Here is a 12,363-nt window from a genome sequence, read left to right on the forward strand (position 1 = left end):
GCCCGGTCTCCGGCCCGACTCGCCGGGTCTCGACCAGCGAACTCGTGGCCCGGTCTCCGGCCCGACTCGCCGGGCCTCGACCAGCGAACTCGTGGCCCGGTCTCCGGCCCGACTCGCCGGGTCTCGACCAGCGAACTCTTTCCCCATCCGCTGGTCGAGGCGCGACGAAGGAGCGATCGAGACCACGCACGCCAACCCTCAAACCCGGCTCGGCGGGTCCCTACTTAGGCGGTGAGGCCCTTGAGGTATCGGGCAAGGGCGAGCGGAGCCGAACGCGGAGCCTCGGCCTCGACGACCGCGTTGTAGTTCGTGTTCGTGTTCACGTCGTAGGTGAGCACCCGGCCGTCCTCGGCCTCGATGAATTCGATGCCGCAGACTTCGAGCCCGTTGCGGCGCGCGAACTCAAGATACTTCTCGACGATCGAGTGATCGAAATCCTCGCGCAGGCTGAACAGCTGCTGTCCGGCCACGGGCGCGATGGTGGCGCCGGGAGGCATGATCGGCTCGCGGGTGATCGGGTCGATGGCGCAGGCATCCGCCGGGCAGAGTTGGAATCCGCCGCGCGCGGTGTCGGCCTTCACGGCGTACATGAACTCACCGCCCACGATCTCGACCCGGGTGATGAATGGTTCCCGCGCCTGGATGTACTCCTGGATGAGCGTGATGCCGTCCTGAGGCTCCTCGAACTCAGCCGAATCGACGTACTCGGCGAGCTCCTCGTGGCTCGTGAACTTGCGCACGCCGAGGCCTTTGCCACCCTGATTGTGCTTGGTCATGAACGGGGTAGGGAAGTCCTGCGCCGCGGCGAGGATCTGCTCACGGCCCACCGCGGCCACCGTGCGCGGGGTGTCGATGCCGGCGGCCTTGAGCGCCATCAGCTGCTCGACCTTGCTCATCTCCAGTTCCAGCACACGGCGCCCGTTCACGGTGCGCCGGCCGTGGGCCTCGAGCCAGGCCAGCACCGCACGCGCGTAGTCCTTCGACATTCCGTGGTCGCGGGTGTGAGCGGATGCGCTGATGCGCGACCAGAAAATTCCCTCCGGCGGTACCGCATCCAGGTCGAGCACCCCGTCGGTGAGGAGCCATTCCTCAACCTGCATGCCCTCCGCTTCGAAGGCGCGTGTGAACGGTGGAAACCATTCCGGGTTCTCGTGCAGGGCGTAGATTTTCGGCGGGCTGGAGCTCATGGAGCGGTCCTTTCGGGGTTGCACTGGTTCCAAGGAGGTGGCGGTGCGCAGTATTCCTACTGCGGGATCATGATTCCGTTGCCCGGCCCCATCGGCAGGTCGAGGAAGTAGAAGACGCTCAGTACCGCAACCCAGCCGACCCAGAAGGTCACCGCAAAGGGCAGCATGCGCGCGATCACGGTGCCGAGGCCGGCCTGCGGTTCGTATTTGCGCAGCATGGTGAGCAGCACGATCATGTAAGGGTTCAAGGGCGTGAGCACCTGCGTGGCCGAGTCGCCCACCCGGAAGGCCCCCTGAATGAAGGCGGGTTCGTAGCCGAGCAGCACGAAGAGCGGCACGAACACCGCGGCCATCAGCGTCCACATCGCCGAGCCGGACACAATGAAGAGATTAAGCAGGGAGGCGAGCAGCACGAAGGCGAGGATGGCCGGAAAGCCGGTGAGGCCGATTGTTTCGAGGCCACCGGCTCCCGCGACAGCGATCCAGCTGCCGATCCCGGAGAAGTTGAACAGCGCAATGAACTGGCCGAGGATGAACGCCAGCACCAGGAACCCGCTCATGTCTTTCACCGCCTGTCCCATCACCCGGGGAACGTCGCTGCCCGTGGTGATCGTGCCCGTGATCTTGCCGTAGACGAGTCCGGGAATCACAAACAGGGCGAAGACGATGAAGACGATCGAGCTCAGGAGCGGCGACCGGGGCAGGAAACCGCCGTCTTCGTTGCGCCACGGAGATTCCGGAACGACAACGCCGATCAGGATGACGGCCGCGACCCCCAGCCCGGCAAGGAAAGACCAGAAGAGGCCGCGGTTCTCGGTCGTCGTCAGTTGCGCATCCAGCGCGGTCGGAGCCAGCGCGGCGGCGTCATCGTCGACGACCTCATCACGCCCGATCCCCTGCCGTCCGAGCCGGGGTTCGAGGATCTTGTCGATGATGAACCCGGCGATCGCGATGAGAACCACGGAGGACACCACGTTGAAGAAGTAGTTCGACACCGGCGTCACGGCCGACCCGGCGTTGGGCAGATTCACCGTCACCGAGGTCGTGATGCCCGCGAAGAGCGCATCGAGGCTCGTGACGAGCATCGACGTTGAGTAGCCCGCGCCCACGGCCGCGAACCCGCCGAGGAGCCCGGCCACCGGATGCCGGCCGGCCGCCTTGAAGACGAGGGCGGCCAGTGGCGGGATCACGACGAACGCCGCATCGGACATGATGGAGCCGAGCACGCCCACGAATGCCACGGCGTAGGGCAGCGACCAGCGCGGCGCGGATCCGAAGGCCTTACGAATCAGAGCGGCCAGCAGCCCGGACTTCTCCGCCACCCCCACGGCCAGCAGGATGGGCAGCACCGTGGCGAGGGGCGGGAAGCCGAGGTAGTTGGCTCCGATGTTCTGGGTGAACCAGGTCAGTCCCTCGGCCGTGAAGAAGCCCTTGATCTCGGTGATCTCGTCGCTGCCGGGCAGCTGCACGGTGACGCCGGCCCAGGCCATCGCGGTGGAGACCACGGCTGTGAGCCCGAAGAGGATGAGGAACAGCATGAACGGATCGGGCAGCTTGTTGCCCACGCGCTCGATGCCACCGAGCACGCGGTCGATGACGACGGTGCGGCGAGTCAGGGTTGGTGCAGAAGACATGAGACCTACTTTGTGTCAGTCAAACGTGCGGTAGGGCGGGTCGGTGAGCGGCCCCTGGGTCAGTCGAAGTAGCGCGGCACGTCGACCGGGCCGCCCTGCGCGGCGAACTCCGCCGCCACACTGCGCCTCAGTTCCGCGTCGCAGAGAAAATCAAGCGCGGTGAGTGCGAGCCCGCACGCGCCGTCGAGGGCACCCGACTCGGCGGCATCCGTTGCGGCAGCCGCGGCGAATTCCCGGGTGTGCAGCGCCACGTCGGGGGCCGCGATCTTGATGAGGGGATGGATCCCGGGAATGCGATGACTCACATTTCCGAAGTCCGTCGACGCGGCGATGGTCTCGGAGACCACACCGAGCGGCAGCGGGCTGCGACCGCGGCGGTGCTGGGCCGCGACCCAGCGCCCAGTGAGGGCGTCGTTCGTGCGCACGGGGAGCGAGGGCGCGTGTTCGTCCCAATCGATCTCGACACCGGTGCCGGTCATCATCGCCGCGCCCTCGGCGATTCCCGTGAGCCGGGCGCTGAGATCCTTGAGCGTTTCAGCGAACTTCGAACGGGCGTAGAGCTTGATCACGGCCTTCTCGGGAATGATGCTCGGCCGGGTACCGCCCTCGCTGATCACGGCATGCACGCGGTCCACCGGCGGCAGCTGCTGGCGCAGCAGACCCACGGCCTGATAGGCGAGTGTGGCGGCGTCGAGGGCGTTGCGTCCCATGAAGGGCTGGGCGGACGCGTGCGCCGCGACGCCCGTGAACGTCACCGTGAGCACGCGCCGACCGAGCCACACCTGGTCGGCGAGGTCATAGCCGTAAGGGTGCACCATGATGGCCGCGTCGAGGCCGTCGAAGGCGCCGTGCCGCGCCATCACTTCCTTACCGGAAGAGCCTTCCTCCGCCGGAGTGCCGAGAAACACCACTCGGCCAGGGAAGGCATCGGGGTTGTCAGCGAGCGTGTTGGCGAGCGCGAGGAAGGCGCCGATGCCGGTTGCCGCGATGACGTTGTGGCCGCAGCCGTGCCCCACGTCGGGCAGGGCGTCGTACTCGCTGAGAATCGCGATCGTCGGGCCGTTGGTCGAACCGTTGGTCGAGCCGATTTCGGCGCGAATGGCAGTGTCCAGCCCGTGCACACCGAGCTGCGCGTCGATGCCGTGGCGACCGAGCACCTCCACGAGGAACGCCGCGCTGCGGTGCTCGGCGAAGGCGGTTTCAGGGTCGGCGTGCAGGGTGTGCACGATGTCGAACAGGTCCGCGGCGAGCGCGTCCACCTGCGCCTCGACGATGACGGTGAGCGGCTCCGGCGCCCCGGCGAAGGGAGACGGCACCGACCGGGAGGCCTGCATCTTTCGCGCCGTCTCGGCCTCAAGCTTCTGCAGGTACGTGGTACTCGGCACGCTCGGACCAGGAACAGTCGAATAGCTCATATATACACACTAGTCAGGCAATTTTCCCTGGCACCATGAATGCGTCCCTTCTTTACGCGCCCGTAACACGACCGGCGTTCGACGGACGCATCCGCTGGGCCCTGGTCCGACTCTTCAGCGTCAGATCCCGAGGGTGAGCAGATCCACCGTCGCCGGAGTCTCCCCGGCCGCCGCAGCGAATGCCTCGAATGCCTGCTCCACGGCCCGCTGCTGCGGGACCGACATGGCCGAGAGAATCTCGGCGATCCCCGTCCTGCGCCGCTCGGTCACCTCGTCGACGAGTTGTCGGCCGCTCGGTGTGAGGTCAAGAAGCACCTCACGCCGGCTGTCCGGGCTCGAGGTACGCGCCACCCAGCCCCCGGCAACCATGCGATCGATGAACCGGCTGAACGTCGACGGGATGACCCCCATCCGTTCGGCCACGACGCCCATCCGCGTGGGCCCCGCCGTGCTGAGCACGACCAACACCCGAAACTGAGGCAACGTGACCACGTCCAGGGCCGCCACAACAGAGCGCGCCACAACACCGAGCAGGGCGCGCGAGGCGGCCAAGGTGGCGTCGGCGGCACGCGCTTCGGCCGTGGGCGCTCTATCCATTCGTCAGTGCCCCTTCCCGAGCAGTGCTAACGTGATTATTGCACAAACGCAACAGTTGTGATTCTACACATTTTGGAGCCCTGATGGCACAGTCCACTCTGCGCCTGCGGGGACGGTTATCGTCCTGGCTCGAGCCAGTCAATGCGTCGTTCGATCGAGTCACCCATGGATCGGGACGATTGCTCGTCATGGCGGTCGTGGTCGGCGCAGGCGTTGGTCTTGCCGCCGTCGCATTTCGCTGGCTCGTGACCATGGCAACCCTGATCTTCACCGGAACGATCGATTACTCCGCCACCGAAGGACATCCCGCGCATCCCTGGCTGCCGTGGCTGGGCGGCGCCTTCGTCATCTTCGCACCCATGGTCGGCGGGTTGATCTACGGCCCCCTGGTGCACAAATTTGCGCCGGAGGCCCGTGGCCACGGTGTACCGGAAGTCATGTATGCCATCTCGAAGCGTGGGGGTCGAATCCCGGGCAAGGTGGCAATCGTCAAGTCGCTCGCCTCCGCCATCACGATCGGATCCGGTGGCTCTGTCGGCCGTGAAGGTCCGATCGTGCAGATTGGTTCGGCGCTGGGCTCGACCCTCGGACGCGCTGTTCGAATGCCGGAATCCCACTTGCGCACACTCGTTGCCTGCGGAGCCGCCGGCGCCATCGCGGCAACGTTCAACGCACCGATCGCCGGCGTATTCTTCGCGCTCGAACTGCTGCTGCGGGACTTCACGGCTCGCTCCTTCGGCGTCGTCGTGCTCTCGTCGGTGACCGCGTCGATCGTCGGTCGGTCGCTGCTGGGCGATGAACCATTTCTCACCCTGCCCACGTTCACCATCGCCGACCCGTCGCAATTCCTGCTCTTCGCCGTGCTCGGCCTCCTGGCCGGGCTGACCGGCGTGGGATTCACCAAGGTGCTCTACGCCGTGGAGGACCTCTGCAACTGGGCCTGGCGCGGACCGGAATGGTTGCGCCCCGGCGTCGGCGGACTCCTCCTCGGCCTGCTGCTGTTCGCCCTGCCTCAGATGTACGGTGTGGGCTACCCCGTGCTCGAAAAGGGTGTGCAGGGCGGCTATGCACTCGGCTTTCTCGTACTGCTGCTCGTGGGCAAGGTCGTTGCCACGAGCCTCACCATCGGGATCGGCGGGTCCGGCGGCGTGTTTGCACCCTCGCTGTTCATCGGGGCGATGCTGGGGGCGGCATTCGGCCAGCTCGCCGGTGCGATGTTCCCCGTTTTCGCCGGGCAAACCGGGACCTTTGCGCTGGTCGGCATGGGCGCGGTTTTCGCCGGTGCCACGAGGGCACCGATCACCGCTGCCATCATTTTGTTCGAGCTGACCGGGGAATACTCGATCATCCTGCCACTGCTGCTGGCCGTCGTGATCGCCACGAGCGTCTCGCGGGTACTCAGCACGGACACGATCTACACCCTCAAGCTGCGCCGTCGCGGGGTAAACGTGGACGGCGGGCCGGGCGGTATTCTGCTGCATTCCACTCTGGTGCGTGAGGTGATGACGGAGGCTCCCGCCGCGGTCAGTTCCCGGCTCACCGCCGCCGAGGGGGCACGGATGCTGCTCTCCTCGGGACAACGCGCTCTGCCGGTGGCGCACGCCGCGGGCGAATTCATCGGCATCGTCACCGTGGCTGCTATCTCCGACGCCCTCAGCAACGACGACGACGCATCGAGCCTCACCCTCAGCACCCTCATCGACGTGCCGCAGAACGCCCACCCTGACACCACGCTCGATACCGTGCTCGATTCCGTGCTGGCCGCGAATGAGAGCGGTGGCATCCCCGTCATTGATTCGGCCGGAATGTTGCAGGGCTGGCTGACCCCGGACGCGGTTCTCCGCACATTGACCGGAAAGCCACTGAATCAGCCCGCATGACCGAGTGGCCGTTCTACCCCCGAGCAAGTTGCGTTAAGGTCCGCGTAACCTGACGGACACGTCAGGCGGCTTGTCTGGTCCTCGGGCCGTTCACCGGCCCCGATACGGAGGACACGATGAAGCACACGAAAATCGGCCTGACCACGGCGGTCGGTTTGGGCCTCGGCCTGGCCGTTCTCGCCGCCACGCTTCCCGCAACCGCGAGCCCAGAGGCGAACAAGGTCGGCGTGGCATCAAACTCCGCCTTCGGCATCCAGAACAATGTTCTCGCCGCCGGCCTCGAGCAAAGCCCCGTGGCCTGGGGCCAGCTGCCGCTGGCCAACCCGAACGCCGGCATCTCGCACTACGGCTTCAACACGTCCAACGGTGGCCCGCTCACCCAGGACCCACACGAGGCCTTCAAGACCGAGCCCGACAAAAACGTCTATCTCACCTTCGGCGGCACGCACTACCTGTTTCAGGGCCACGAAGGCGGACCGCAGGGGTACGTCACCCGCGTCAACCTTGACGAACCGGACCTCACCAAGCGCATCACCCTGATTGCGGACACCCGCTCGGATGGCGCCGCGGTACCGAACTTCGACGGCATCACCTGGGATCCATTCACGCATCAGCTGCTTCTCGCTGCCGAGGCCGGGGCCCCGAAGGGGGGCGTCTTCGGCGTCACGCTCGATGACAAGGGCGACCCGGTCGACGGCGCCATCGTGCCCCTCCCCGCGCTCGGCTCGGGTGGCTACGAGGGTATCCAGAACGACTCGGCCGGCAACGTCTGGTTGGTTGAGGATATCGGCGGCGCCAAGGCATCCGGCGGCAAGGTCCCCAACAGCTACGTCTACCGGTTCACGCCCACGAAGGCGGGCGACCTCTCCACCGGCACACTGCAGGCCCTTCAGGTGAAGCGTGCCGATGGCTCCGCGGTCACGGCGAAGCAGCTCGGCGACAACCCGTCCGACCAGTTCATCACCGACCTGCACACCTACGGCACGTCCTTCAGCACGACGTGGGTCACGGTGACCCCCGGCGCCGACAACGGCGCGACTGCCGCGGCGGCATCCGCCGAGGCAACGCCGTTCAAACGGCCCGAGAACGGCGTCTTTCGCCCGGGCACCAACTTCGGAGATTTCTACTTCACCGAGACCGGCGATACCAGCACGGACAGCACCCTCCCGGGCGCATTCGGCGGGGTGTTCCGTCTGAGCCAGGCCTCACCGACGGCGCAGACGGGCACGCTGTCACCCGTGTTCCTCGGTGACGTTGAGCACACGGGTCTGGACAACATCCAGTTCGCGACCAAGGACAAACTGCTGGTCGTCGAAGACGGCGGCGACGCGCTGCACGCCCAGCGCGACGCCCTCGACTCCGGCTACACGCTTGACCTCTCCGCGAAGAACAAGAAGGGTCCGGAGGCCGTGCGCTGGCTGGCCGAGGGTCGCGACGCATCGGCGACGTATGACCACAACACCAGTCCCGGCTACAACGACGGCGACAACGAGATCACGGGCATCCACGTCTCCAACGGCGATCCGACAATCGCCGGAATCCTCGGAACCCAGCTCCCTCAGCTGATGACCGGCGACTGGCGCACATTCTGGACCCAACAGCACGGCGACAACGTGACGTGGGAGCTGCACACCTCAGCGGCCGCGGACTCGCACGGCCACGATCGGCACGACGGCACGAAGGACAGGGACTAGACAGCAGTCCAACCCGCGTGGCCCGCACGAGGCCCCGGCTGCGATGAGCAGCCGGGGCCTCGCTGTTCGTCAGGCCCGCAGACTCAGCCATCGAGCGAGGACGTCGGCGCTACTTCACCGCGTCGACGGTGTAGAGCGCGGCCTGCTCGGGAGCCAGCAGCGGCGCGGGGAGGCCGACCCCTGCCAGCACCGCTCCGCTCAGGACCACCCCGGGGAACACGACCTCGCCGGCGGCACCGGCCACTCCGGCCAACCAGGCCGGCGGCGCGTCCTGGATCGCCCGCGGGGCGGCACCGAGGGTGAGGGGTGCCACCCGGTAACGACGCTCGGGCGCGAGCCCGGGGAACCGCATCCGCTCCGGCAGGGCGGCACTCGGCGCGGCCAGTGCCACCTGGGCGAACAGGGCCGAACTCTGGTCGGGCGCCACCACGCCGTGCAGTTCCAGCGCCGGGTCGCTCGGGTCGGCCCGCACCACGGTTCCGGTGTGCAACAGCCCACGGAAGTGCTTGTACGAACCGATCCAGCCGGCGATCTGGCCGAGTTCTTCGTCGCTGGCGCGGGTGAGGTCCCACTCGATGCCCGCGCTGCCGAACAGGGCCGTGGCCAGCCGGAAGCTGAGCTCCGAGGTGCGCCCGGTGGTGTGCGCGGTGGCGGCGCCGAGGTGCCCGCCGAGGTATTCGGGCGGAACGAGAACGCTCGTGTAGCGCTGGATCTGCTGCCGCTCGAGCGGGTCGTTGGTGTCGCTCGTCCACACCCGGTCGACGCGCTCGAGGATACCCAGGTCGATGCGGGCTCCCCCCGACGCACAGGATTCGATCTCCAGCCCGGGGTGCGCCGCTCGCAGCACGTCGAGCAGACGATAAAGCGCCGTGGTCTGCCGATGGGCGGACCCGACGAGCAAATCCCGGTTGTGATCCCATTTGAGGTACGCGATCGGATACTCGGTGAGCAGCGCCGTGAGCCTCGCGGCAACCCAGTCGAAGGCCGCGGGGTTGCCCAGGTCGAGGGCCCGCTGGAAACGCCAGGTCTGTGCCCCGGCCGCGCCGAGCAGCCAGTCCGGGTGTTCCCGGGCCACGTCGGAGTCGAGGCTGATCATCTCCGGCTCCACCCACAGCCCGAAGTCCATGCCGAGCTTCTGAACATGGTCGACCAGAGGATGCAGCCCGCCGGGCCAGGCGACCGGGTCGACGAACCAGTCCCCCAGCGCCCGGCGGTCGTCGGTTCGGCCGGTGAACCAACCGTCGTCGAGCACGAACCGCTCCACGCCGACCCGGGCCGCCGTCTCGGCGAGCCGCTTCAGGGTGGGCAAGTCGTGGTCGAAGTACACGGCCTCCCAGGTGTTGAGCACGACCTTGCGGGCCGACGCGATGGTGGACCAGGAGCGAATCCACGGATGCAACCGGGCCGACAGGCCATCGAGTCCGTCGGCCGAGTACACGGCCACGGTCCACGGCGTCGTGTGGCTCGCTCCGGACGGCACCTGTACCTCTCCCGGCGCGAGCAGTTCCCCACTGCCCAGCACGGAATAGCCGAGAGCACTGCTCTCGGCCCACACGCGTTTGTCGCCGCTCCAGGCCAGGTGGGTCGCCCACACCTCGCCGCTGCGGAAACCGAATCCGGGTGTGCCGGCCACCATCAGGTACGGGTCATCGTGGCCGGGGCGCCCGTGCCGGGACTCGCGACTCCAGACGCCGTGCCGCAGAACGCTGCGCTGGGGCCGACGTTCGTGGGTCCAGAGTCCGGTGAAATCGAGGAGTTCCCCCGCCCGATCGGGCACGGGAAGAATAATGTCGAGCGAGCCGAGCTCCAGGGCCGCTGAGGCCAGGGCCGCGGAGGCCGGGGCCGGGGCCGCAGTGTTCGGTGTAGCAGTATTCGGGTCAGCAGTATTCGGGTCAGCAGTATTCGGGTCAGCAGTATTCGGGTCAGCAGTATTCGTCAGGGTGTGGCGCAGGCGCAGCACACCTTCGACGGTGAATTCGATCTCGGTGCGCACGGCCAGCTCAGCCGCGGCATCCGCCAGCGAGATCGTCAACGCCTGGGTGCCGGGTTGTGCGGCATCAACCGACGTCACACCAATCAGGCGGAGGGCGAGGTTCGCGGTGCCTGACCGGCCCGGTCCGGGCCGGAACGCACTGATCCCGGGGCGCCCGCTCCAGCCCTCGGCGAGGGTGGGCAGCAGGGTGAGCCGCAGGGGCACATCGATCGAACTGGGCGGGATGGCGGGAACGGCGGCATCGGCCAGCGAGCGCAGCAGGTCGGCGTCGAGGTCGCCCAGATCGGCGCCCCAGTGCACGATGACGGGCACGCCCGTGCCGCGGGCATCCAGCACAAGGCTGGTGCCCGCGGCACGGAGGTAGGGAATGGACAAGGCTATGTGCCTACTTGTTGACCGGGATCGACTGGGCCTCGAGGGCACCGATCGTGGTCTCCTGAGCGCTCGTGAGAGCATCCGTGAGAGTCCCGTTGCCGGTGACGGCACCCTTGAAGCCGTCAGAGGTGTCGTTGTAGACCTGCGTCATGGTCGGGCCCCACACAAAGTCGGGCGAGACCTCGGCGGATGCCTGGGAGAACACGTCGTAGATCGCCTGGTTGCCGTAGAACTCGACGCCTTCCTTGAGCGCGGGAAGTTCGAGTCCGGACTTGGCAGCCGGGTACAGGTTGGCCGTCTTGTTCAGCATGGTGAGCGCTTCGTCGGAGGTGTTCAGCCACAGCGCGAACTGGGCGGCCTCATACGGGTGCTTCGATCCGGTGAAGACCGCGGTGGACGAGCCGCCCCAGTTGCCGGCGGCGCTGTCACCGGCTTCCCACTGCGGAGACAGGGCAACGGACCACTTGCCGGCGGTGTCGGGGGCACCGCTGGAAATGGAGTTTGCACCCCAGGCGGCGGAGTTCCAGGTCCAGTCGGAACCGGTGTTGTAGGCGTTGTTCCACTCGTCGGTCCACGGCGGGTTGGTCGAAACCAGGTCGCGGTCGATCAGGTCCTGCCAGTACGCGGCGACCTTCACGGACTCGGGGCTCGTGAGGTCTACGGTCCAGTTCTCACCGTCGTTCTGGAACCAGCTTCCGCCGGCCTGCCAGACGAAGCCCGCGAACTGGTTGATGTCGCTCTGCGAGAAGTTGGTGATGTAGCCTCCGGTGGCGCGCACCTTGACGGCCGCATCCGCGAACTCGGCCCACGTGGTCGGGATCGCAATATTGTTCGCCGCAAAGAGGTCGGAGCGATAGAACATGGCCATCGGGCCCGCGTCCTGCGGGATCGCGTAGACGGAGCCCTCTTCGCCGAAGTTGACCTGTCCCCAGGTCCAGTCGACGAAGTCGTTCTTCGCTTCGAGAACGCCGGCACAGCCGGCGAGATCGGTCAGGCCGTCCTGAACGCGGAAGTTGGGCAGAGCGTCGTACTCGATCTGTCCGAGGTCGGGCGCGTTTCCGGCCTTGAGCTGGTTGAAGAAGTTCTGGTACGTGCCGCCGTTGCCGTTCGGGCCGGTCTGCACCGTCACCTGAATGTCGGGGTTCTCCGTGTTCCACACCGCAACCGCCTCGTCCATCCCGGGAATCCAGGTGGTGAAGGTGAGGTCGACCTTACCTTCGGAGGGGGTGCAATCGGCCGCGGCGGATGAGCCCGTGGACGCCGCCGAGCAACCGGTCAGAACGACCGTTGCGGCGGTGAGCAAGGCGACAGCGGCTGCTCTCTTCGTGATTGGCATTTCTTCTACTTTTCTCTTGGGATGGAAGGGAAAGGAACCGGCCGGAACCGACCGGGGTGGTGCAGTCTGAGGGGCCGCCGAGGCGGCTATTTGACCGAACCGGCGCTGAGGCCGTTTCGCCAGAAACGCTGGAGCAGCAGGAAGATGATGATCAGCGGGATGATCGACAAGAGCGCGCCGATCAGCACGTAATCCCGTAGCACCGGAATCTGGTTCACCTGCGAGTTCCAGGCATAGAGACCGAGCGTGACC

At 66.9% G+C, this 12,363-nt stretch carries 9 protein-coding genes; 3 read left to right on the forward strand and 6 right to left on the reverse strand.

Annotation, left to right across the window (positions count from 1 at the left end):
* Window positions 1-235: hypothetical protein (locus JF66_RS24170; protein WP_231556302.1), on the forward strand; the 235-nt coding region annotated here is incomplete at its 5' end.
* Here the strand turns inward: JF66_RS24170 and JF66_RS05450 are convergent.
* The 4 genes from JF66_RS05450 to JF66_RS05465 all read right to left on the reverse strand — a co-directional run bounded on the left by JF66_RS05450 (window position 225) and on the right by JF66_RS05465 (window position 4,833).
* Window positions 225-1,187 carry a RimK family alpha-L-glutamate ligase gene (locus JF66_RS05450; protein WP_035876159.1) on the reverse strand — a complete coding sequence of 321 codons (963 nt, stop codon included), beginning with the start codon at window positions 1,185-1,187 and terminating at the stop codon, window positions 225-227. The two genes, JF66_RS24170 and JF66_RS05450, sit on opposite strands and share 11 nt — an antisense overlap.
* Window positions 1,188-1,243: 56 nt before the next feature.
* Entirely contained in the window at window positions 1,244-2,821 is a 1,578-nt protein-coding gene (locus tag JF66_RS05455; RefSeq protein WP_035876161.1) for an AbgT family transporter, read from the reverse strand.
* Window positions 2,822-2,880: 59 nt separating this feature from the next.
* Entirely contained in the window at window positions 2,881-4,236 is a 1,356-nt protein-coding gene (locus tag JF66_RS05460; RefSeq protein ID WP_035876164.1) for a M20 family metallopeptidase, read from the reverse strand.
* 120 nt (window positions 4,237-4,356) lie between these two features.
* Window positions 4,357-4,833 carry a MarR family transcriptional regulator gene (locus JF66_RS05465; protein ID WP_035876166.1) on the reverse strand — a complete coding sequence of 159 codons (477 nt, stop codon included), beginning with the start codon at window positions 4,831-4,833 and terminating at the stop codon, window positions 4,357-4,359.
* An 83-nt stretch (window positions 4,834-4,916) separates the two neighbouring features.
* Here JF66_RS05465 and JF66_RS05470 point away from each other — a divergent pair, with 83 nt between their 5' ends.
* Both JF66_RS05470 and JF66_RS05475 read left to right on the forward strand, forming a co-directional pair.
* Window positions 4,917-6,713, forward strand: coding sequence for a chloride channel protein (locus JF66_RS05470; protein WP_081882171.1), 1,797 nt, complete (start codon window positions 4,917-4,919; stop codon window positions 6,711-6,713).
* 116 nt (window positions 6,714-6,829) lie between these two features.
* Window positions 6,830-8,407 carry a hypothetical protein gene (locus tag JF66_RS05475; RefSeq protein ID WP_051973159.1) on the forward strand — a complete coding sequence of 526 codons (1,578 nt, stop codon included), beginning with the start codon at window positions 6,830-6,832 and terminating at the stop codon, window positions 8,405-8,407.
* A 109-nt stretch (window positions 8,408-8,516) separates the two neighbouring features.
* Here the strand turns inward: JF66_RS05475 and JF66_RS05480 are convergent, their stop codons facing one another.
* Together JF66_RS05480 and JF66_RS05485 are read right to left on the reverse strand one after the other, a co-directional pair.
* Entirely contained in the window at window positions 8,517-10,775 is a 2,259-nt protein-coding gene (locus JF66_RS05480) for an alpha-galactosidase (protein WP_035876171.1), read from the reverse strand.
* A gap of 10 nt (window positions 10,776-10,785) precedes the next feature.
* Window positions 10,786-12,111, reverse strand: coding sequence for an ABC transporter substrate-binding protein (locus JF66_RS05485; RefSeq protein WP_035876173.1), 1,326 nt, complete (start codon window positions 12,109-12,111; stop codon window positions 10,786-10,788).
* Between the last annotated feature and the right edge of the window lie 252 nt (window positions 12,112-12,363).

Source organism: Cryobacterium sp. MLB-32, assembly GCF_000738085.1.
Classification (GTDB): domain Bacteria; phylum Actinomycetota; class Actinomycetes; order Actinomycetales; family Microbacteriaceae; genus Cryobacterium.